We start from the raw sequence: 21642 nt of genomic DNA on the forward strand, positions 1-21642 counted from the left end.
TACCTCCGCTGGTTACTGGATCGAACCGGCGGAGTGTCGAGCGGCCGGGAGGCTTGCGTCGCGCGCTGAATCGACGCCTTGCCCAATTGGGCAAAAATGATCTTGGCCGGGTGCGGTCAGAGGTAGCCGTGGGCGTCCCGCCAGGCCACCGTCATGTACGCGGTACCAGTGGCGTCCGTGCCACGCAGCACGAAATCCTGACGGCCCGGAGGCAGCCGCATGTCCTTCAACCGCGGTGTGTCCCGGGTCAGCGCCCCAGCCACCGAAGCGCTCCCGTTCCGCAGAACCGTCCGCGCCCACGGCCGCGTGTCGACCACCACACGCTCCCCCTCACCGATCGTCAGGTCGAGAGAAGCCTTCCACCGGCCGATGACATCGCACACCGGCCTGCGGATCGGCCCGTAGAACGTGATGACCGGCCACGTCGGCCTCGTCCCCTGCACCACGACGTCACCGGCGACCTTCCCGGAACTCTCCGCGGTCATCGTCAGCGGCGTCGTGAGCGGCCCCACCAGACCGTAGTGATCGGGCGGCACCAGCCCCACCCGCACGATCTGCTCCACATCGTCGTACGCGGCGGAATCCACGCACACGAACGTCGCGACGACCGGCGTATAGCCCTGCCGTGTCAGCACCGACCCGGCCGGAGCGATCTTCCGGGGCCGGCCGTAGAACCGGCGCGCCCTGCCGCCCTGCACGGTCCGGAGCACGGCAGGAGTACCGAAGCGCCGGCGGACCGCCTCCGCGTCCCACGCCTGCAGCATGACCGACACCGCATCCAGGTTCGCGCCGTGCCGACCGAGCTGGGTGGGAGCCGCATCGACAGTGTCCACCCCCACCTCGAACGTCACGGTGGCCTGCCCCCGGTAGTCCTGCCCGAACCGGGCCCCGTCCTCCTGCGGCATCGGCACGTCGCCCGCGTCGATGTCGCCGTAGGTGATCTCGTACGGCTCGAGCAGGTAGTAGCCGGACGCGATCGTCCCGAACGTGAAGTCCGCGCCCGGGTGCACGCCGTTCCTGCCGTAGGAGAGGTTCCATTCGCCTTCACGCAGTGGCATGTGCGCCTCCTCGGCGGATGCGACGCAGTTCGAACATGGCGTCGCTCAGTGCGGCTCCCGGGGTCATCGGCGCGCCGGTCATGGTCAGGTTCAGGTCGCCGCCGACGAGCGCCGCGGCAGCCGTGGCCGCGGTCGACATGCTGCGGGTCGGGCTCGATGCGTTGGTGCTGCGGACCCCGCCGCCGGCGTACTGGCGTAGGGCTCCCTGGGCGAAATACACCACTTGGCCGCCGAACATTTGGGCCACTTGGTTGAGAATTGCCTCAGAACGCTTGCGTTTTGCCGGGCTTAGAGGTATGTACGCTTCGCCCTTTGTCTCAGGTTCATTCCATATTCGTATTTCGCCTGGTTTGCCGATTTGTGCGATGTGCCGTTCGGCGCCGGCCGCGAACGCCTTGATGCGGTTCGTGGCCGCACGGATGCCGCCGTTGGCGTAGTGGACGATGCCGCCGTCCGCGTGCGTGCGGACCACGGACGGCTTCCCGGACTCGTTGTACTGGACGGTGACGTGCACCGTCCGGCCCGTCAGGTTGTTGACCGCGGTCTGGATTCGCTGCACGTTGGTGAGCGCATCTCCGGTCGGAGCGGTGATCTTGACCGTCTTGCCGCCCTTGTCGACGTTCTCGATCTTGAAACCGAGGTCCTTCAGCGCCTCCTGTGCCGTCTTCGTCGGGGCCTTGACCTCGATCGACTTGCCCTTCATCCCGGCGACCTGCGTCTGCACGCTCTTCAGGTCACCGGTGGCCTGCTGGATGATCGCCTCGACCGTGACCTTCTTCTTGTCCGGCGCGGCGGCGATGTCCTGCGCCAGAGCGGCCACGTTCGCCCGGGGCCCGCTGGTGGGGGCGGTGATGGAAATGTTCTTGCTGCCGGGGATCCGCCCGATCGTGAAGCCCATGGCCTCCAGCGCGGTCCGGGCCTCGATCGTGAGGGCCTCGACCTGAACCGACTTACCCGGAGGCAGAGCAGCCAACTGCCCCTGCAGGGCCAGGAACGCGGCGGTCGCCTCCGGAACGCCTCCCACCGACATGACGGTCGTGACGGTGGACGGGATGAACCCCATCTGGTTCGCGAGATTCTCAGCCTCGGTCTTCGAGAAACCGAAACCCCTCGCCAGCTCGATGGCCTTGTCGCGGGCCTCCTGCATCGCCGCGGTGCTGCGCTGCGTGGCCTCGGTCATCGAGATTTCCTGCTTCTCGCCGGCCTGCTGCGCGGCGGTGGCCACGGACAGCATGCCGTCGCGCAGCTCCATGAGGTTGGAGTTGAGGGCCTGGCCGTTCTTCGTGGAGGTGTCGACCAGCCCGTTGTTCGCGATGAGGGCCTTGCCCCAGCCTTCGGCGCGTTCGATGTCCGTCTTCAGGGTGTCGCCGACCTGGAGCATTACCGCGTTCAGCTGGGTCTGGGCGTCGTGGAGCCCCATGGAGTTCCCGCTGAGAGCGTCCAGGGCCCGCTTCAGGGAGTCGACGCGTTCGTCGGCGCCCTTCGTCTTGTCACTGAACGACATCACCGCGGCCTGCAGCCGGTCGTAGGCGGTGACACCGACGTCACCGGCGTCGTTGGCGGCGTCAGCGAGTTCCTTGTGCGCCTTCCGACTCTCCTCGAGCTCCCCCTTCACCGTGCCGAGGGCTTCCCTCGCACGCATCGCCGCCATGCCCTCGTCGGACATCGTCTGGACGAGTTGTGTACCGATGGTGTCCAGGCCCCGGCCGGCATCTTCCGTCGCCTTGAGCTGCTTCTCCAGGGCTCCGAGGTTCGTGCCCTGCTCGAGGTAAGCGCTCGTCAGCGTTCCAAGGCTCACCCCAGCTTCACGCATGACGTCGACGAGCTTGCCCTTGCCGTCGGAGAGCTTCGTGTCCTGAAGGAGCTGCGCGGCCGAGGCGCGGACGTTGGCGTCGATTGCCCCTCCGGACGCGACGAGGGCGTCCGTCAGGGACTTCACCCGCTCGTCGTGGGCCTGCGCGGCACGGGCGGCCTTTTCCTGGTGGGAGGCGTACAGGCCGAGTGCGATCGAGACGCCGGCGAGTGCGACACCGAGCGGGCCTCCCAGCGTGGACATGACGCCGCCCATGGTGCGGGCGACGGCCCCGTTCGCGGCACCGATCCCACGAAGGGTGCCGCGCAGCCGGCCGCCTTCGCGCGCGGCGCCCTGGTAGGCGACGCCCATGCGCTGCCACATGCTGATCTGCGGGCCCAGCACACCAGGACCGAGGCTTCCGGTCATGGTGGTGCCCAGACCGCGCATGGAGGTTCCCGCAGCCGCGATGGAGGTACCGAAGGACCTGAAAACGCCGGCGACGCTGCCGAGCACCTTCAGCGCGATCACCGTGCCCAGGAACGTGGCAAGCACCGTGTTCGCACCGGGAATCACGTTCATCAGCGTGTTGAAGACCTGCACCAGGCCACTGAAGGCGACGAGCAGTACACCGAGCCCGGACCCGGCTGCCGACAGGTTCCCGATGGCTGTGGCGATGTTCGAGATGAGGGAGATCAGCGCAGGTCCGATGGACTGGCCCATCGCATTGAAGAACGTGCCGAGGGCAGGCATCAGTTCGGTTCGGATCTGCCGGACCAGGTCGGTGATCCCGCCGTCCTTCATGGACCGCCCCAGCCCCCGCATGAGGTCCCCGAACAGGAGGTTCACCTCGTGGAAGGCGGGAGCAGCATCCGAGAAGAACTGCTTCATCATCTTCTGCCCGGCGCCGGAGTTCGCCCAGCGCTCGAAGCGCTTCATGCTGCCTTCGAGGCCGTCGAGGAGGGCGTTGCCGGTGTCCATGGCGGCCTTGCCGACACCGCCGAGGCCCTTGATGAGGCTGCCGGTGGACCGGCCGAGCTGAGCGGCCTTGTCGCCGGCGTGGTCCAGGAATTTGGCGAGGCTGCCGGTTTCCCGGCCTGCCTTGGCGGAGGCCCGGACCCACTGGGTGAACTTCTCGCCGGCGCGGCCGACCCGCTCGGTGAACGGGCCCGCGGCGACCAGGAAGTGCCCGGTCGCCGCCGCAAGGTTCGACACCCCGTTGGTCATGTTGCCCATGACCAGGGCATTGGTGGTGGCGACCTTGTGGAAGCCCTCCTTGAACGGGCCCGACTGCATCGCCTTTGCCCCACGCTGGGCCAGGGTGCCCATCGCGTAGGACATGTCAGAGAACGCCCCGTTGAGCATGGGCAGGAGGGTCTTGCCCAGGGGCTCGATATCGTCTGCGATCTCCGCGAAGAAGTGCTCCTGGACGTTCTTCTTGACGTCCTTCCAGGCGCCGGAGAGACCAGTGACTGCCGTCACCGACTTCTGGGCGGACTTCGACAGATCGCCGAGGGCTGCGCTGAGCTTCTGCTGCTCGGCCTTGGTCAGCTTGCTGCCGCTGGCGAGCTTCTCCTGGGCCTGCAGCGTCTGCTTGACGGCGTCACCGAACCCGGAGAACGCGATCTTGGTGCTGATCGCCGCGGTACCCGCCGCGGCGATCAGGCCGGGGATCGCGCCGAGGACACCGACCGCCGGGGCGGCCGCGGACACGAGAGCGGTCAGGGCGGCACCGTACTGGCCGATGAGGGCGACCGCGGGCTGCAGCAGGGAGACGATCGCGCCGACGCCGAGCATCCGCAGGCCCCGGCCGCGGCCCGGCATGCTCATCTGGACGGGGACGTTGACCGGGTTACGGTCCGCCTCGACCTGGGCGCCTGAGATCAGGCCCCGGAGCCTGTCCAGGAACCCGCCCCCGCCGTTCCCCTGCCCGTCGCTGTCCGGGCGGACGGGGAGACTGAGGTCGGCCTCGTCGAGACGGCGGCGAATCCCGTCCAGCTCGGCACGGAACCGGTCCTCGTCGACCTTGACGCGGACGGTGGCGGTGACACCCCGGGCCGCTTTCTCGACGACCTTCTCCAGCCGCTTGCGCAGGCCCTTGCCGTCGACCTCGACTTTGATCTTCGCGGCCAGGCCCTCGGCGGCCGCTTCGACTTCGCTGCGGAGCTTCGCAGCGAAGCCGGCCAGGTTGGCGACGACCGGCACGTCGAGGCGGCCGGCCTGCAGGCCCTCAGCCACTGCGGATCATTCCTCTCTGCATGGCCGCCATGAGCATCTGCTTGTGGCCGGACATGCGGGGTTCCGGGGGCTCCGGGGCGGGCGCCTGCGGCCTCGGCGTGTAGCTGTGGCTGCGGCGCGTCACAGTGTCGGAGCGCTCCGGGCGGGCGACGGTGAACGGCTCCTCGCGCCGCCTGTCTGCGGCCAGGAGCCCGATCTCCTCGACGATCAGCGCGAGCATCTCCAGGTACCGGTTCCAGCCGTCGGAGGGGCCGGAGTGGACGCGGGAGTCTTCGGGCAGACCGTCGACGAGGGAGATCAACCGGCGGACTCCGATGAATCCGGGCTGTCCAGGTCGGAGCCAGACGCCTCGGGCGTCGAGTCCGTGGTGGTAGCGGGAGAGGTCGGACTCGACGTCTGCGAAGCGGTCTCGGAGGAGTCGCCCGACCCGAAGAGCTTTCCCAGTTCCACCCCGTAGACCCGGGCCAGGGCGGTCGTCAGGCGGATGTAGTCCGGCACGGACGGCTTCTTCGCCGCGAAGTCCTCGTACTGGTCCTCGAGGAGCACCTCGTACGTCTCGCGGACCGCCTGCAGGAACTGCTTCGGCAGCCGCGGCCGGCGGAACATGACGGTGACGACGTCCATCACCTCGTTGCCGCCCTTGCGTTCCACGACCTTGAGGACGTCGCCGAGGACACCGACCAGGTCCAGCTCGTCGGACAGGATCGGGTCGAGGGCTTCGGCGGGCAGCTCCGCCGGGAAGAGGAACTGTTCTCCGTGGAACTTGACCGGAATGCCGTGGGGGTACTGGACCTCGCGGCGCTCGGCGTCCAGGTCGATGACGAACGACATGGGTGGGGCCTCTCGTGTGCAGGTAGCTGGGTCGCAGGGGTGCGACAGCAGCGCGCGGACTGTGGCAGCGCTGGACGGCTTGTGTCGCGGGGTGCGGCCGCCCCTGCCTCACCAGGGCGGGAAAGGGGCGGCCGCACGCCTGGGTCACGCGTAGGTGAAGCCGCCGGTCTTGGTGGCGTTGCCGCCCGGGGAGACGAGGACGACGTTGACCGGTCCGGCCACACCGGCGGGGGTGAGGACAGACAGCTCGGCGTCGTTCCTGAGGGTCAGCTCGGTGCCGGGGGTGTTGCCGAAGTTCACGGCGGTGACGCCGCTCAGGTCGGCGCCGGTGATGGTGACGGTCGTGCCGCCCGCGGCCGGGCCGGTCGTCGGCGCGATGGTGACGACCGTTGGGACCGGCGGCTGGAACGCCGGGTCGTCGGTGATGACGTACCAGGCGTCCGCCTCGTCGCCGCCCTGGACGGCCAGACGCAGCGGCAGCACGGACTCCTTCGTCTTCGCGAGGTCCTTGGAGACGCCTTCCATCTGCATGGTCCGCGGGATCATGTAGCGGTAGTGCTTGCCGCCGTCGATGACCTCGATGACCGCGGCGATCTCGGTGCGGCCGCCCACGCGGGGCGGGGCGAAGCGGTAGTGCTTCTTGCCGCCGCCGACCGGGTTGATGACGGTGATGGAGCCACCGCCGTACACGGCCTTGAAGTTCCGGCCGGACCACTGCTGCAGGTCGACCTCGATCGTGGCCGCGTCCTGCGTCTGGAAGGTCCGGGTCGGGTAGTACGACTGTGCGGAGCGGACCTGCTCGAAGTTCGGTTCGGCGTTGAACTTGAGGGAGTCCTCGGTGAACAGGCCGACGCTGTACCAGCCCTCGGGCATGGGCGACGTGGCATCGGCCGGGGCCGGGGTGCCGACGGGCGCCAGCCACACCCGGCTGAGCTGAGGAATGACGATCTCGTTGTTGTTCGTGGTCTCGCCAGCCATGGCGGGCATCTCCTTGGTGTCCGGTACTAGAGCGCGGACACCTTGGAGAGCCGGGACGGTTAACGTCGCGCCGTCACGGATGCAGGGTCACAGACAGGTTCAGCAGCCACTTGGGCTGACCGTCGACGAGGGGACTCCACAACAGAAGCCCGGACGGCTTGATGCCGCTGATGACAGGCCGGCCGGGAACACGCGGTTCCTCCACCAGCTCCTGGGCGGCCTTGGCGCAGCGCAGCAGGATCCGCCGGAGTTCCGCCTGCCCGGGCCAGCCGCCCGGGTCGCCGTACACCTCGAGCATCACCTCCGGTGCGATGCGCCATCGCAGGTCCAGCAGGTCACCGCCGGGCCCGTGCGTGACGCGCAGGTGCGGCCAGGGTGCCTCTGCGATGCCGGACACACGGCCGGGGCCGCCGAGCGCGTCGGCGACCACCGGGTGTTCCTGCAGCCAGGCGAGGATCGCAGAGACCGGGTCCGCGTCCTCCAGGGCCAGCTCGCTCATCAGACCGGGATGGCGTAGCCCTGGCCACGCAGCTGCTTGGCGTAGTCCGGGGAGACGAGGACCTGGGCGCCCGGCGGGTAGGCGGTGCCGTCGATGGTGTGGTGGTGGGTGAGCTGGATCCGGACCGGGTCGACGCCAGCACGCAGGGCAGGGCCGGTGACGGCCTCCTGCGCCGGGGCCGGCTTGCGGCCGGTGCGGGCCGGGGCGGTCTCCACGGCCGGGGCGGTGGGCTCTTCCGCGGCGACGGCCGCGGGCTTCTTGGTGGTGGTGTTCGTAGCCATGGCGCGCACTGTGCGCACGCGCCCGGCTTGTGTCGCGTCGTCAGCCGCGGGCGGCGACGATGGCGGCCGCCCGGGACATGAAGAAGGCGCCGTCGGCGACGAGGTTGCCCGGGTAGACGGTGCCCACCTCGGCCTCGACGACCATCGGGGCCTGCACGGACACGGTGACGGTGACCTTCTTCCCGGCGACGACGGGTTGTCCGGTGTTGATGTGCCGGGCGATCCCGTCCGGGTCCTTGTGCATGCTGCACCGGCAGTTCTTCAGGTTGGCGATCGCGCGGGAGCTGCGGTCTCGGGGCTCGGTCATGTACGTGTGGGCGCCGACACCGCGGTGCTCGATGTCCCACTGCATGGAGTCCAGTTTGAACCGCAGGTTGCCGGGGACGACCTGGCCCTGCGCGTTGACGTGCGTGGGCCGGACCCGGTCGTCGCCGACGGTCACCCATCGCTTCGTGGGCGGCGCCAGGCGCTTCGCCTCGACCTCCACCTGCTGGGCGATGCGGTGCACCGCCGGGGCCAGCATCCGCGCGAGTTGCTCCTCCAGGCCCGGCGCCGGCGTGAACTTCGCCCCGGCCATCACGGCACCTCCGGCGGGTTGAGGGTGGCGGTGGCCTGGACGTAGTCGACATCCGGGCATCCGGGCACCGCATGGCGGCGGGCGCTGGACAGGGTCCAGGACCGTCCGGTCTCGTCCGTGATGGTGTCGCCCGGCTCCACCGGCCACGCCCGCGGATCGAGGCGGACCGTCCAGCCGCCCTCGAGCTGCTCGAGGACCGACCCCGGCCAGGTGCCGCGCGGTGCCGGCTTCTGGCCCGGGGGCGGCGGCACGGGCACCCCGTTGGCGTCACGGGCCCACGGGTGCGCGAGTACGTACACCGTGAGCTGGGCGTTCGGCAGCAGGACGGCCACGGTTGGCGGTTCCCTTCGTCAGCGGCCGCTGCGGTAGCGGGTCGAGGAGTACGGCCACGGCGGGCGCGGCGGCGGGCCGACCGGTTGCCACAGGCGGCGCTTCAGCCGGGACAGGGTGTCGATGGTCGGCAGTGCGCCGGCCTGCCCCGCCGTGGGGGCCGACTCGTACGAGATGGACTGTCCCTCTGCGCTGACCGACGACGCACGGCGGCCCTGGGCGCCGGTACCGCCCGGCCGGTTGCGTTCGGACTCGGCGGCGTGGGCGGTGACGTACCGGACGATGGCCTTCTCCGCGGCGCCGTTGAGGCCGATGAGGAAGTCGACGTCGTACGTGCCGTCCCCCCGGTCACGGTAGGCGGCAACCTCTGCCCAGTCGTCGCTGATGATGGGCCATGCCTCGGGGTCGTTGAGGCCGGTCGTCCGGTAGGGCCTGACCCCGGTATGGGTGACGATCTTCGGGACGAGGGACTGCCCCAGGTAGCCCTCGACGTCGGCCTGCGCCTTACGGATCGCGGTGCTGAGGTCGTCGCGTTGCGCGGGCGTGAGCGGGAGCGGGACGCCGAGGTCGTCGGCGACGGCTTCCGGGGAGGTGACGAGGCCCAGCCCGAGAGGCAGGTCCAGGCGCACGGCCTGGTCCTTGACGGGCTGAGCCCCCTCGCTCGGGGTGAAGGTGACGCTGGCCCAGTAGCGGCCTGGGGGCACGTCCGGGAGCGCGAACCGGTACGTTCCGGCGCGCAGCCGAGTGCCCGGCCCTGCCGCGGCAACTTCGGTGGTGCGCTCCGGGCCGTCGTAGAGGACGAGGCTGGTGACCTGTCCGCCGGCCGGTTCGGGGTCGTACAGTGCCCCGCCGTACATGGGCTCGTAGTCGAAGACCGACACCCCGGGCCTCCCTTACTTCTCGGTGCCGGCCGCGGCGGCGGCCTGGGCTGCCAGGCGCTCGCGGATGCGGGCGGCGACGCTCTCGGAGACGTGAGCGCCCTTGGGCTGCAGCAGACGCTCGATCGGCTTGGAGTGCGGTCCGATGAACGTCCGCTCGACCAGGCGCACCGTGCACACGAAGCTGGAGCCGTACGGGGTGACGGGCTGGAACACCGCGGCCACGTCCGCCGGGGGCTCCTTGGTCTCGTCGTCGAAGATGACCTCGGCGATGTCGTCGGGGATGACCTCGGTCGGGGAGACGTAGCCGGGCTCGGCCGGGCCGTCGGGGGCCGCGTGGACGGTATTCGTCGGCGGCTCCAGCGGGGCGGCTTCGGGTGCCTTCGGGCTGGTGTCGGCGACCGTCTTCTCGGTGGTGGGCTCCTCGGAGGCCGGGCCGCCCGTGGCTTCGGCCGTGGCCTCGTTCTCGGTCTCGGTGACAGGGGTGTCGTCGGCGGCCGCGGTCTTCGCGGCGGTCTTACGGGTCCGGGTGGTGGTGGCCATGATGGCTCCCTCTGCGCTGGTGGTCCGGTCGGCGCGCACCCTGCACAGGGCGCGGCGCTTGTGTCGCGCCCTGCCGTGGCGCGGACGTACGGTGACGGCGGGGCGGCCCCAAATCCCCCGAGTTGGGGCCGCCCCGCCGTTTCGGGTCAGGCGGTGTAGGTGAAGCCGCCTGCCCTGGTGACGTTGCCGGTGTCGTCGGCGAGGACGACGTCGACCGCCCCGGCCGCGCCCGCGGGCGTCGTGACGCGCAGCTCGGTCGCGGAGATGACCTTGAGGCCGGTCCCGGCGGCGGCGCCGAAGTTCACGGCGGAGACGCCGTCGAGGTGGGTGCCCGTGATGGCGACGACGGTGCCTCCTGCGGCCGGGCCGGTGGCCGGCGTGATGGCGGTGATGGTCGCTGGGGTGAACAGGCGGTCGATCACGGACTTCGGGACGACGTCACCGGCCTCGTAGAGCAGGTGGCGGCGGGACCCCTCCGGGCGGCCGTCGCCGCGGCCGTACGGCTCGGTCTGGTAGACGTTCTCGGTGATGCGCTGGGGCGGGTCGCTGGCGGCGGCCGCGGGGAACGCGGCCCTCGTGATCCGCTCGCCGTTCTCTCGGTAGAGGCCCATGGTGTCCTTCCGGTGCTTCCGTGTGTGGTGGCCGCGGAAGGATGAGGCACAGGGGTGGCTACGGTCGCGCGCTACGAATCGGAGCAGTTGCACAATTGTGCAAGAACGATCATGGTCCCCTCGGGCAGCCCTTCAAGGCCGGAGACGGCTTGCACAATTGCGCAAGAACGATCTTGGTGGGGGTGCATGAGCCCGTCGAGCTGTGCGCCCAGCGGAGCCATCCGCACGGCGGTGGCCAGCAGCCGCTCGAGGCCGGTCAGCTCCTGGTCCCGGCGGAGCGCCCGCCAGATCCGGAACCCCCTCACGTACTCCTCCGTGGAGGGGTACGCGTACCGGTGCGGAGGAGTCTCCCGGTCGGCCAACTCCTCGACCGTGTACGGCCGGGAACTGTCGGTGTGAGCAGGGTCGAAGCCCCAAGGGGTGCGGCAGGCACGCCCGTGCAGGCGGCATCCGGGGTCGAACACGGAGAAGTCCACGGCGTTCCCTACAGGAGTCGGAGGTCGTCCCAGCCGTCCGGGCCGACGCTGAAGACGAGGAGGCCGGCGGTGGACACTTCGCCGCTGCGGGCGGTGTACCAGTCGGAACCGTTGTCCAGGGTGGGCGCCTGGATCCACAGGCGGCCGTTGCCGACCTGCTGCGCCCGCAGGTGATGAAAGTGCCCGGTGATCAGCACGTCCGCGTCGGCAATCGGCTGCCGGCCGAACGTCTGCCCACGCCACCAGTCCACGGCCTTGTCCGGCCGCGCGTACTGGTGCCCGTGCGCCAGGCCCACGACGGTGCCGGAGACGTCGAGGGAAACGGACTCCCGCCACCGCTCGGGCATGACGAAGCTGACGTGCCCGTAGGCGGCCTCGTTGCGGGCGTAGGCGTCGGCGATCTGCGACAGGACCTCGATGCCCCAGTCGTCGCTGGGCGGGCCGACGGCTTCGCGGCCGCGCCGCACCCGGCCGTGGTTGGAGCCGCACGTCGCGGCGACAACGCGGCCGAACCGCCCGGCGAGCCGGTCCAGGCCCTCGAAGGTGATCCGCCTGTGCACGCGGATCATCTCCGTCATCGTCAGGTCGTTGGTGTACGCCTGCTGCGCGGTGTTCTCGTAGTTCTCCACGCAGTCCCCGGCGTCCATCCAGTACGCGGCTGTGGGGCCGCGGCCGACGGCCTTCAGGTCGCGTATGTGGTCGTCGAGCCGGTCGAACCGCTCGGCGACGCGGGCGACCAGCTCAGGGGTCCCTCCGTCCCGGCCTACCTTCCCGGCCTGCGCGTCCGCGTAGACGACGACCAGCGACCGGTCCGCGTCGTCGACGACCGGGCGCGCCTTGCGGCGCCGCCGCATCGCGTCACGCACCAGGGCGTCCACGTCACCGGCGGACAGCCACGCCGGCGCTGCCGGTTCGATGACGTACCGGCAGCGCCACACAGCGCGGGTCACTGCATCGTCGCCCTGCTGGTCACGGTGCCAGGCGGCCGGGTCATGCTTGGCCTCCACGAGGCGGACACGGAACCCGTCGGGGATGGCGAGCCCCATCTCCTCCACGCGCGCCCGCCAGTCGGCTTCACCGCCGGGCTGTGTCTCGGCGGGCGGGGTGGTGACGACCATCGTGCCGTTCGGTTCGTACCGCACGCCGGACTCCCAGCCGCGAGGAACGGCCGGCTGGGGGCGCTGGGTCTGCGGGGCCTGGCTCTGCTCATGGCTGGCCGGTTCCAGGAGCGCCTGCAGGTCGTTGCTCAGGCTCATCGCTCGCACCGGCATCCGTTGGACTGCCCGCGGCGCCGGTGCCGGGCCACGGTGTACGCCGTGACCGCAGGGCCGTACCGGCTGAGGGTGTCGGCGATGGCCTTCGCTGTGACACGTTCGTTGTCCAGCGTCGCGCGGAGGGAGGCAGCAACGTCCTCGTCCGCGGCGGCCAGGAAGGCGCCGACGCTGCACTGGGGGCCCCGCTGGGTGGCGGGGGCGTTGACGAGCGCGTCCAGCTCGTCCGCAAGGCCAAGGGGTTGTTTCTCGATCACCGGCGTCCTCCGTCGTCGTGATGGTGGTACGTGGAGGGGGGTGCGCCCAACAGTCGGGCGCACCCCCCTCACCCGCGTCTGGATCAGACCGTGGCCGGCGTGGTCCAGGTGCCGATCACGAACGACTCCGGCCGCGGGACCTCGAGCGCCAGGCGCTCGTCGGCGCGGAAGGTGATCAGGCCCTTCTCGAAGTTGTCCGCGTTCTCCGAGGAGACGGTGACGGAGACGTTCTCCCTGTCGTGGAGCTGCGCCCCCAGACCGAACGCGCCGATCAGGAAGTCGCCGTCCGCCATGGCCGTGGTTTCGACGACGTTCAGGCGCCAGACCTTCTTCTCCGCGCCGATGGCGACGGCGACCGCGACGCGGAACGCACCGTTCTTGTCCTCTTCGACCTCGACGTGCTCCCACATCGTCGGGGACAGGACGATGCCGGTCGGCTCGTACTCGGCGAGCAGCGCCTGGGTGATGGCGCGCCGGATCTGTACCGAGTACTTGTCGGTGGCCAGGCCGGTGTACTGCTGGACGCCAGGGGTGTTGTAGATGCCGGTGAGGGACTGCCCGTCACCGACGGAGTGCAGGAGGTCCCAGTCCTCCTGGTACTTGACGCCCTCGATCATGCGGGTGTTGATGAAGGTCTTCAGACGCGGCTCGTCCGAAAGGATGTTCTTGTGGGCGTCGAGCAGGTGGGCGATCTCGGCGACGTTGTACATGACAGGCGTAAGGGACAGCTTGGACCGAGGGGCGCGGCCCCAGGTGTCGCTCTCTGCCCCGGTCGCCGGGCTGGTGCCGTCGGCCGCGTAGCGCTCCTTCACCTGCCTGGCGTTGTTCGTCCAGCCGGTCTCACGCGCACCGTAGAGCACCGCCTGCTTGGTGGTGGACTTCGGAAACAAATCCCTGATGTGGAACTTGCGGTAGGCCCGTTCGGCGATGCCGAGGTTCTGGGCGCTGCCGAGGGTCTGGTGGGTCACGGAGCCGGCGGACAGGGAGAAGATCGACTTCCCCTCCATCTCGGCGCGGACGTACGGACGGTCGCGGAAGCCGGACTCGGAGGCGCGCTTGTAGGAGTCGGACTCGACGAACAGGTCGCCGAGGGACTTCTCTTCCATGGCCGGGTTCTGGCCGTAGTGGGTGGCCGCGGCCGGCGGGCGCTCGGGGGTGTCGAGGTACTGCTTGATGTTGGCCAGGCCCTGCTCGGCGTCGATGAGTCCCTTGATCTCCTGCGCCTCGCCGGAGACCTTGCGGAACTTGGCGGCCTGCTCGGTGGAGACGACGAAGCCGCCGTCTTCCACCTTGAAGCTCTTGCTGATCTCCTCGGCCTCCGCGGCCTTCACCTGGAGCTGCTTCTGCAGTTCCTTGATGCGAGCGTTGTCGGGCATTGCTGCTCTCTCCCTGATGCTGGGGTGCGGTTGACGTGCGTCGCTCCGCCCGGCCAGCACCGGGACAGCCTCAACGCGAGGCCGTATGGAAAAGGGAGGGAGGGGTTAACGTCGCGCGCTGCCCGCTCAGGTAGTCATGAGCGGGCAGCGCATAGGGTTTGACCTGCTGTTTTGTTCCGGTCGGCTCTGGTGGCCGGCCGGGTGGGCGGGAGCTGAGTCGTGCGACTCAGCTCTGCATCATCGCGAGAGCAGCCTTCACTTCGTCCTCGTCCAGCCGCACGATGTCCGTGTCGCTGGTGTCCTCGTCGACGTCGTTCTCGGCGGGGGGCGGGGCCTCCTCGTCGTCGTCCTCGTCGTCGTAGAAGGCGCTGTCGTCCCACAGGTCCATGCCGGTGGGTCCGGCCCCGGAGGCACTAGCGGGCGGTGCGGGCTTCTTCGGAGCGGTGTCCGGCTCCTGGTCCATGTCGAGGCCCTTCGCGGAGAGCGCGGCGATCAGGGTGCGGACCTTGTCCCGTACGCCCTCGAGCTGTTCGGGGCCCGCGCCGGTCGAGCTGACACGGGCGGTCGCGTCGGTGAGCGCTTCGACGGTGGGCTGCACCACGCGCGCGTCGACGTCCTCGTCGCTGGTGGCGGCCCGGGAGGTGGCGGCGCCCTTGGGCACGACGATCGTGGCCAGTTCGACGGGCTGCGGAACGGCCAGCGTGATGTCACCGTCGGCCGTGACCGTGTAGGGGATCACGTAGTGGCCGCTGCGCTGCTCCCCCTCCCCGGGCGTGCCGGTGTCTTCCCGGTGCACGGAGACGACGACACGGTCCGGGTATGTGCCCTCGATGCATGTCCACGTCCCTCCGTCCTGGTCCATGAGCCCACGGACCGTTTCGGAGAGACGGTTACGGAACTGTTCCTGCGACTCGGGCAGGGGCTGGTGCTGCATGGCGAGTCCCTTCAGGTGGGCGATGTGCATGCTCTTGGCCTCAAGGACCGTGGCACGGGCGGACTTGTGCTCGAGACGTGGCAGGGCGCGTGCGGCCTTCACCGCGGCGCGCGCCGACTTCTTCTCGGTGCCGGTCGCTCCGTCCGTGGTGGCGTCGAGGATGACTTCCAGGACGTTCGGGGAGACGGTGGTGGTCGTCTTCGGGGCGGGGGCCTGCGGGAGGGCGGCACCGGCCAGGAGGTCCCAGGGGAAGTCACGGCACTCCGGCCGCAGGAGCGGCATGTCGGGGAGGGCGGTGATCGGCCACCAGGCGGTGACCTCCGTCGCGTCGCCCTTCGGGTCGTCGGGGTTGGCGACGCGACGTTCGGCGTGCGGGATGTTGATCGGCACGGACGCCTCGGTGGGGACCACGGCGACGTACCCCTGGTAGATGCCGTTCGGGGCGGTCCACGAGCCGACGACGCTGGTGCTTCCGGGCAGGGTCGATCCGGTTTCCTCGGCCCACTCGCGGAGCGCGGCCGCGAGGGGGTCCTCGCCGTCGTCGAGGTGCCCGCCGGGGATCTCCCACATGCCGGCCGCGGGGTCGCCGTCGTCGAGGGCCCGCTGGATCATCAGGAGACGGCCGGTGTCGGCGGCCTTCACCGCCAGGCCCGCCACCTTGATGCCGCTCTTGCCCTTCGGGGAGGGAATGACGTCGAGCTCCACCTGGGAGGGCGTGGCCTTGTACTCGAGGTTCTCGTGCTCGCCGGTGCGGGTGCCGAGGGCAGACTTCACTTCGAGACTGCGGGTCAGGGGGTGCGCGCCGTGCAGGACCGGGCTGACCTCGAACAGGTCCAGGTCGTGGATGACGCGGACGCCGTCGCTGCGCTTGCTCGCGCCCGTGTCGGGGACGCGGTAGCCGATGGAGAACGCGGCCTGCCCGTGCTCGTGCCACTGCTTGACCTGCTCGTAGGCGTCGCGGCCCTGACGGGTGCGCAGGTTGTAGATCACGGTGGCGACAAGGGCGCCGGCCTCGGCGGGCCAGTCGGGGACGGCTTTGAACCGGGGGTCACCCGGCAGCCATTCCTCGACCTCCCAGACGACACCGACGGGGTCTTTCCAGTCGTGGTGCCACACGGTCTTGACGGGCCGTGCGGCCAGGGTGCGGGTGAAGGCGCCGGGCATGATGAGGTCGTTGACCTCGTCGACCACGCCGGTGACGGCGTAGATGGCCCGGCTGGTGCCTCGCTGGCCTCGTACGGTGGTGGCGAGACGTGAGGATCTGGTGGGTGGTGCAGCGGTCGGCACGGCGGGGAACCTCCGGCGGGTGGACAGTGGGCCGCCGGGCACCGTGCCGTTCGCGTGCGCTTAACGTCCTGCGCTGGCTCCTGCCTGCTCTGCGGCGGACTCGGCAGCCGAACGCGCCATGACCCACCCGCGGGTCCAGTACTGGTAGCCGAACTGCTGCTCGGCGTTGCCGTACCGGTCGTACGGGCTGGAGTCGTGCGGGTCTCCGGCCTCGTAGGCGGCCTTGCCCTCTCGCCTCAATGCCAGAGCGGTCTGGCGGTTCAGCTCCACGTCGTCAGCTCCCTCACTGGAACATCGAATCCTGTACCCCGCGGTCGGCCGGTGCCGGCGGGGCGGCGGCCTCGGGCGGCGCGGGGGCTTCGTCAGCCTGGCTGTGCGTGCGGGTCATCTGCGCGCCGTCCACGTCGACCGCCCACGCGTCCGGGTCGGTGTAGCGCCACACCTGCCCCGTCTCGTCACGGACCCACCCGGTCAGTGTGCCGTCCAGAGCGCGATCCAGCCATGCCTGTTCGCCGTTGCTGCCGGCGTACGCGGAGAACGAGTCTTCCGGGTCGGTCTCGTCGCCCTCGTCGTACATGTCGCCTGCCCACGGGCGTGCGTCGTCTGCGGGCGGTTCCGGCATGCCGGCCGGCGGTTCCCCGGCCGGTGGCTGTGCCGTGTCGGTGTCCTCTGCGGGAGGCTCGGCGGCCGCCGGGTCCTCCCCTGGGGCGGCCGGAGTCTCGGGCGACGCCGCGGGGGCCTCGGGGACAGGATCCTCGAAGGCCGCCGAGGGGTCACCCTCGAACGCCTCCTCCTCGGTGCCTTCCGGCTGCTCGTCGTCGTCTTCCTTGTCCCCGAACGGCTTACCGCCCGGGAGAGCCTTGATGGCGAATCCGTATCTGGTCACGGGCGGAGGATGGACTGCGTTCTACGCTTACGTCGCGGTGCCCGCAGCCGACTGCAACGGCTGCGGGCACCGCGTTCCGCCGCTCAGCCCCGCGTTGGCGCGATGAACCGTCGGGCGGCGACCATGAGCCCGAAGGCCAGCGCCACCCCCACGAGGTGGGACGCGGCCAGTACCGTCTTCGAGTCGGACAGGAAGCGGCCGGTCGCGTAGCAGGCACCCCAGGTGGCCAGCATGACCGCTGTCAGGGTGACGAGCCGCAAACCGAGCCGTTCGGGCCCCAGGCGTGTGGTCGCGTGCCGGGCATGGGCGCGTTCGGCTTCCTCACGGCTCCCCGGCAGGTGCGGGGGCATCCGGCCGCACGAGCATTCTGCCCGGTAGCGGGCCTGGCCGTGGAGGAAGGAGTTGTCCTCGTCGATCGTGAAGGCCGGCAGGTGCCTGCCGTCGTCGATCAGGAAACGAGCGAACCGGCTCATTCTTCACCGGCTCCGCTGAGAGCCCGCAGCGTCTGAGCTGCGAGGCGTGCGCGGTGCTGGTGCTGTGCCTCCATGTTCTTGGCGAACGTGGCGGGGGTTTCCCCCTGGTCATCGATGTCGATGCGCTTGTTGTCGGAAACTGCTTCCTTGTAGACGCGGCGGGCGCCCGTGCTCAGTTTCCCGCCTTTCTGTAGCAGTTCGTCCCAGGCTTCGGCCTGCCTCGTCAACGCTTCGTGGGCCTCGTTCCAGGCCAGGACGAACCGGTGGTGAGCCGCCGCCCACTCGCTCAGCTTCGCGTTGCTCAGCGCCTCCCACGCGGCATCCCACTTCCGGAGAGCACGGTCGGCTTCCCGGTTTCGGTCGATGACGATGCTGGCCATCGGAGCGACCTTGTTGTGCCACGCGGCCGCCTCATGGGCGTCAAGGCGCTCCGTGAACACCCACTGCGCCTGTTCCAGCGTGAGATCCTGACGGCTGCGCAGCTCTGCTACGGCCATCATGTTCAGCTTGTCGTTGTCGCGCTCGTCTCCGTACATACCGGAAACGGTTATGGGTGCGGTCAGCACAGGTCCCCCCTGGGTGCGGTCAGCTTTCGGGTCGATGCCTTCGGCGGCGAGGTCGGCGTAGACGGTCTTGCGGTCGATGCGGGCCGCTTCAGCAAGTTCGTTGATGTTCTGGTTGCCGGCGTCCCACGCCGCCTTGATGAGGCGGGCGCGGAGACCGGGCTTGGCCCACTCCCGCAGCGCGGTCATGGTGCGCTCTCGTTCGTTCACCCCCACACCGTAATGGGGAATGACTCCACATGTGAAGCCATTCCCCATGATCGTTCTTGCCCAATTGGGCAAGTCCCCCGGATCGGCTCTACAGAGAGCCCGCCCTCCCCGACACGCTGCCGCTCCCCTCGATCACGTGGGTGTACTCGCGGAGCACCGCGAGGACGGACTCCTCGTCGTCCCCGATAACGGCCCTCATGGGGCCGACCGGGGTCAGGGGGACAGTTTCGCCCTGGTGGAGTTCCACGAGGGCCGCGGCCCGGTGCGACCCGATCACCGGGCGGTCGGCCCGCCCGGTGATCTGCACGGTGTAGGTCGCCCCGTCATCGAACGCACCGGTGACGGTGAGCACTGCTGCCTCCTATCGCGTGGCGAGCAGGCCCAGGAGGAACGCCCGCAGGTCGTCGTCCTGGTACCAGTCGCCGCTGAACATCGACTGAACGGACCGGGCGAGACTGTCACCCGTCTCCGGTTGCGTCTGCTGCCGCCGCAGGAGCCGGTCCATCGCGCTCGGCCGCATCCGGCGGGCCCCGGGCCGGCCGGTGTGCGTGCGGGAGAACCAGAACGCGCGCTGCGCGGCGTCCAGGTCGCCGAGGTGCCGGGCGAAGTGCTGCGCCAGGGCGTGCCCGGCGGTCCCCAGACCCTCGTCGGCCAGGTCGGCGACCGTGATCCGCCGCCTGTCCGGCTCGTAGCGCCCCTGGTCGCCGTCCACGGCCGTGACACGGCGCGCCTCCGGGGTGGTGAGCCAGGCACGCGGGATGAGGCGCTGCACGCCCCGTACGGCCCGTTCGCCGTCCGGGGTGGTGTCCGGGCCGAACACGATCGCGTGGCTGCCCTGCGGACCCATGTCGCGGATGTCGGCCAGGGCGGCGGCCACGGCGTCGGGTACGGCAGCGGCGTACCGGGCGCGGAGGTCCGCGTACTCCCGGCGGGCGGCCGACAGTTCGGCGCGGGCCGCGGTGATCTCGACCTCAAGGTCCTCGTCGGCGGGGATCGTGCCGCCGCGGCGGGCGGCCTGCAGGTTGACCATGCGCCGCTCGCTGCTGGCGACGTAGTCGTCGAGGTGCTGCAGCGTGGCGTGCGGGTCGTCCCCGAAGTCGTCGCCGAGGACGGCGGCCAGGCGCCGGGTCACGTCCTGGTCGACGTCGCCGCCGGCGGCGCGAAGGGCTGCCATGTGCCGGAGTGCGGCCAGGCCGGGCCCGCCGTCGGCTGCCCGGTCCGGCGCCCACTGGATGCGGTCCGAGCGGTCCGGGAGACGGCCTGCCGCGAGCTGCCCCCACGTCGTGGGTCGCCAGAAGGAGACACGGCGCTGCGCCTGCCCGAAGCGGCCCGGCTCCGGCATGAGCCCGGCCCAGTGGGAGACCCGGGCGGCCAGCGAGTCACCGTCCGCGTCGGGCAGGTTCACCGCGCGGTGCAGGCGTGCCAGGCGGCGGGACTCCGGCCACTGCCGGACGCGGCGGGCCAGGCGGCCGAGGAACGCCCGCAGACGGGCCATGCGCTCCCGTGCCGACCGGTACTTCTCGGCGATCTTCTGGGCGCCGGCCTTCACCAGTGCCGCGAGGCGCTTGGCGAGGCGGATGAGGGCGGCGATGATCCGGGCGAGGAGGCCCGGCTGACGGCCCGCTTCCGGGGATGCGGTGGCGACACGGCGCGCGATCCGGCGGGCGGTGGCCTGCCGGGACCCGTCGAGCTGCCGGGCCAGAGCCTGGGCGATCTGCTCGGCGTCGCCGGGGTCGACGCCGGCGGCCTGGAGCTGCTGCAGGAGCGCGTTGACCGCTTCGTCGGCGTGCCCGGCCACCGTCCGGGCGATGTCCGGGTCGGCGTTCGGGTCGGTCGTCGACGGGCGGGCGGCGACCTGGCCGGGGATGAGGCGCAGCAGGTCCCGGGCGCGGGCCGCGAGGTCCTCGTCGCTCTCGTCGGGGAGCGGCTCGAGGTCGTTGATGGTGCGCAGCGCTGCCCGCACGGTGTCCGTGTGGGCCTGCCGGCGGGCGTCGGAGAGCCGGCGTTGGGCGTCGGCCCGGTCCCGGCCGGTGATGCCTTCGGCGTCGAGCTGGGCGGAGCCGTCGCTGCGGACCGCCTGGCGGGCGTCGCGCAGGGCCTCGGCGGTGAGGCGCTGCGCGATCTGCTCGCGCAGGGCGTGGATGTCGCCGGGCGGTTCGGTGCCCGCGATGGCCTCGTCGATGATGCGGGCGGCCATGCGGTGGGCCTGGCCGTCGGCGATCCGGTCGAGACCGGACTGGGCGGGCGGGTTGGGGTCGCGGGGGGTGCCGGCCGGGGGCAGGGCCGGGGTGGGCCTGTTCCGGTCGTAGACGTTCACGGCACGGCCGGCGTGCAGGCCGAAGTCGTGGGCGTTGCCGTCGTCGTCGATGCCGGTGAGCTGCATCCACCAGCCGTTTCGCTGGGGCGGGCTGATGATGGTCAGCCGCCGGTGGTCGTTGAGCTGGTAGCCGGTCCGGTTCACGGGGGCGTCGATGACGTCTCCGGTGCGGAGGCTTCCCGGCTTGACCCGGGCCACGGGCAGCGAGGGTGTTTCCGGGGTGCTCGTGGTGGTGGGTGCGGACTGTATGGCGGGAACCTCCGGGGTGGGGTCGGCCGGGGTGACCGGGTCGGGGGCGGGCGGGGTGACCGGGTCCGGGGTCGGCTCCGGGAGCTGCCACACGGGCATGGCCCCGTGGACGAGGCGGCGCCGCCACTGCTGGTTCTCGTCCTCCAGAAGGAAGCTGCGCATGCCGCCGGGGAGGTCCTCGGTGTCGATGACACGGAAGACGCGGATCTGGTCGCCCTGACGCTCGTCAGGCATCGCGATCAGGTCCCCCTCGCCGGTCTGTGCGGCGTTGGACGGGCGGGGCCGGTCCAAGTCTGCGGGCGGGGTCCGGCCGGCCGCGCGGTCGAGGTGGTCGGCAGCGCGCAGAGCGGCGCGGCCCTCGATCGTCGACGGGTCCGCGGCCTCGCGGAGTTGCGCAGCGAGCGCCGTGGCCTGCTCCGGGGTGACGGGCAGGTCCGCGGCGATACGGACGGCGGCCTGGTGGGCGTCCGGGTTGTCGTCCGGGCCGTCCGCATGGTCGCCGATGACGTCACGGTCGCTCGAGCTGAGCTGCGGGTCGACGGTCGGCCCGGCGACCGGGGTGATGGGCTGCGGCGCGGTGTGCACGGTCAGGTCGTCGTCCTGGTTGGGGGCGTCGTCCGGGCCGAGGTCCGGGGCGCCGCCGTCGGGGCCCAGGGCGCGCGTGAACACGGTGTGAGGGTCGGCGTCGAGTTCGCCCATCTCACCGGTGGTGGTGTCGGCGTACTCG

23 protein-coding genes are annotated in these 21642 nt (G+C 70.7%); all 23 read right to left on the reverse strand.

Translation table 11 applies throughout. The features are described from left to right. Positions 1-116: 116 nt before the first annotated feature. Positions 117-1058, reverse strand: coding sequence for a hypothetical protein (locus ACFYOJ_RS28470; RefSeq protein WP_356555639.1), 942 nt, complete (start codon positions 1056-1058; stop codon positions 117-119). Continuing rightward, positions 1045-5088 carry a hypothetical protein gene (locus ACFYOJ_RS28475; protein WP_356555641.1) on the reverse strand — a complete coding sequence of 1348 codons (4044 nt, stop codon included), beginning with the start codon at positions 5086-5088 and terminating at the stop codon, positions 1045-1047. The genes ACFYOJ_RS28470 and ACFYOJ_RS28475 overlap by 14 nt, the downstream gene beginning before the upstream one ends. Continuing rightward, entirely contained in the window at positions 5081-5389 is a 309-nt protein-coding gene (locus ACFYOJ_RS28480; RefSeq protein ID WP_356555643.1) for a hypothetical protein, read from the reverse strand. Before ACFYOJ_RS28480 ends, ACFYOJ_RS28475 begins: the two co-directional genes overlap by 8 nt. Next, positions 5386-5919, reverse strand: coding sequence for a hypothetical protein (locus tag ACFYOJ_RS28485; RefSeq protein ID WP_356555645.1), 534 nt, complete (start codon positions 5917-5919; stop codon positions 5386-5388). The genes ACFYOJ_RS28480 and ACFYOJ_RS28485 overlap by 4 nt, the downstream gene beginning before the upstream one ends. 144 nt (positions 5920-6063) lie before the next feature. Then, entirely contained in the window at positions 6064-6897 is an 834-nt protein-coding gene (locus tag ACFYOJ_RS28490; protein ID WP_356555647.1) for an IPT/TIG domain-containing protein, read from the reverse strand. A 73-nt stretch (positions 6898-6970) separates the two neighbouring features. Beyond that, complete coding sequence (locus tag ACFYOJ_RS28495; protein ID WP_356555648.1) at positions 6971-7396, reverse strand: hypothetical protein; 426 nt, start codon at positions 7394-7396, stop codon at positions 6971-6973. Further along, positions 7396-7677: a hypothetical protein gene (locus ACFYOJ_RS28500; protein WP_356555650.1), complete on the reverse strand. Its 282-nt coding sequence runs from the start codon at positions 7675-7677 to the stop codon at positions 7396-7398. The genes ACFYOJ_RS28495 and ACFYOJ_RS28500 overlap by 1 nt, the downstream gene beginning before the upstream one ends. Before the next feature lie 40 nt (positions 7678-7717). Further along, entirely contained in the window at positions 7718-8254 is a 537-nt protein-coding gene (locus ACFYOJ_RS28505) for a hypothetical protein (protein WP_356555652.1), read from the reverse strand. Continuing rightward, entirely contained in the window at positions 8254-8586 is a 333-nt protein-coding gene (locus tag ACFYOJ_RS28510) for a hypothetical protein (RefSeq protein WP_356555654.1), read from the reverse strand. Before ACFYOJ_RS28510 ends, ACFYOJ_RS28505 begins: the two co-directional genes overlap by 1 nt. Before the next feature lie 18 nt (positions 8587-8604). After that, positions 8605-9465 (reverse strand): hypothetical protein, encoded by an 861-nt coding sequence (locus ACFYOJ_RS28515; RefSeq protein WP_356555656.1) that lies wholly within the window; start codon positions 9463-9465, stop codon positions 8605-8607. Between the two features lie 12 nt (positions 9466-9477). Further along, positions 9478-10005 (reverse strand): hypothetical protein, encoded by a 528-nt coding sequence (locus ACFYOJ_RS28520; RefSeq protein ID WP_356555658.1) that lies wholly within the window; start codon positions 10003-10005, stop codon positions 9478-9480. A gap of 146 nt (positions 10006-10151) precedes the next feature. Then, entirely contained in the window at positions 10152-10616 is a 465-nt protein-coding gene (locus ACFYOJ_RS28525) for an IPT/TIG domain-containing protein (protein ID WP_356555659.1), read from the reverse strand. Between the two features lie 71 nt (positions 10617-10687). Continuing rightward, positions 10688-11092, reverse strand: a complete 405-nt coding sequence (locus ACFYOJ_RS28530; protein WP_356555661.1) for a hypothetical protein — start codon at positions 11090-11092, stop codon at positions 10688-10690. An 8-nt stretch (positions 11093-11100) separates the two neighbouring features. Then, the gene (locus ACFYOJ_RS28535; protein ID WP_356555663.1) at positions 11101-12348 is read right to left on the reverse strand and encodes a hypothetical protein; all 1248 of its coding nucleotides are present in this window, start codon (positions 12346-12348) and stop codon (positions 11101-11103) included. Then, positions 12345-12620: a hypothetical protein gene (locus ACFYOJ_RS28540; protein WP_356555664.1), complete on the reverse strand. Its 276-nt coding sequence runs from the start codon at positions 12618-12620 to the stop codon at positions 12345-12347. Before ACFYOJ_RS28540 ends, ACFYOJ_RS28535 begins: the two co-directional genes overlap by 4 nt. An 83-nt stretch (positions 12621-12703) precedes the next feature. After that, positions 12704-13996: a phage major capsid protein gene (locus tag ACFYOJ_RS28545; protein WP_356555666.1), complete on the reverse strand. Its 1293-nt coding sequence runs from the start codon at positions 13994-13996 to the stop codon at positions 12704-12706. A gap of 226 nt (positions 13997-14222) precedes the next feature. Continuing rightward, positions 14223-16217, reverse strand: a complete 1995-nt coding sequence (locus tag ACFYOJ_RS28550; RefSeq protein WP_356555668.1) for an NUDIX domain-containing protein — start codon at positions 16215-16217, stop codon at positions 14223-14225. 60 nt (positions 16218-16277) lie between these two features. Beyond that, complete coding sequence (locus ACFYOJ_RS28555; protein WP_356555670.1) at positions 16278-16487, reverse strand: hypothetical protein; 210 nt, start codon at positions 16485-16487, stop codon at positions 16278-16280. A gap of 13 nt (positions 16488-16500) precedes the next feature. Beyond that, a complete protein-coding gene (locus ACFYOJ_RS28560; RefSeq protein ID WP_356555671.1) occupies positions 16501-17103 on the reverse strand; it encodes a hypothetical protein in 603 nt (200 codons plus the stop codon). Positions 17104-17186: 83 nt separating this feature from the next. After that, complete coding sequence (locus ACFYOJ_RS28565; RefSeq protein WP_356555673.1) at positions 17187-17576, reverse strand: hypothetical protein; 390 nt, start codon at positions 17574-17576, stop codon at positions 17187-17189. Further along, positions 17573-18349, reverse strand: a complete 777-nt coding sequence (locus ACFYOJ_RS28570) for a hypothetical protein (protein ID WP_356555675.1) — start codon at positions 18347-18349, stop codon at positions 17573-17575. The genes ACFYOJ_RS28565 and ACFYOJ_RS28570 overlap by 4 nt, the downstream gene beginning before the upstream one ends. Before the next feature lie 88 nt (positions 18350-18437). Beyond that, entirely contained in the window at positions 18438-18701 is a 264-nt protein-coding gene (locus ACFYOJ_RS28575) for a hypothetical protein (RefSeq protein WP_356555676.1), read from the reverse strand. 9 nt (positions 18702-18710) lie between these two features. Then, positions 18711-21642: hypothetical protein (locus ACFYOJ_RS28580; RefSeq protein WP_388598181.1), on the reverse strand; the 2932-nt coding region annotated here is incomplete at its 5' end.

Origin of the sequence: Streptomyces sp. NPDC006384 (assembly GCF_042870695.1) — a bacterium.
GTDB lineage: Bacteria > Actinomycetota > Actinomycetes > Streptomycetales > Streptomycetaceae > Streptomyces.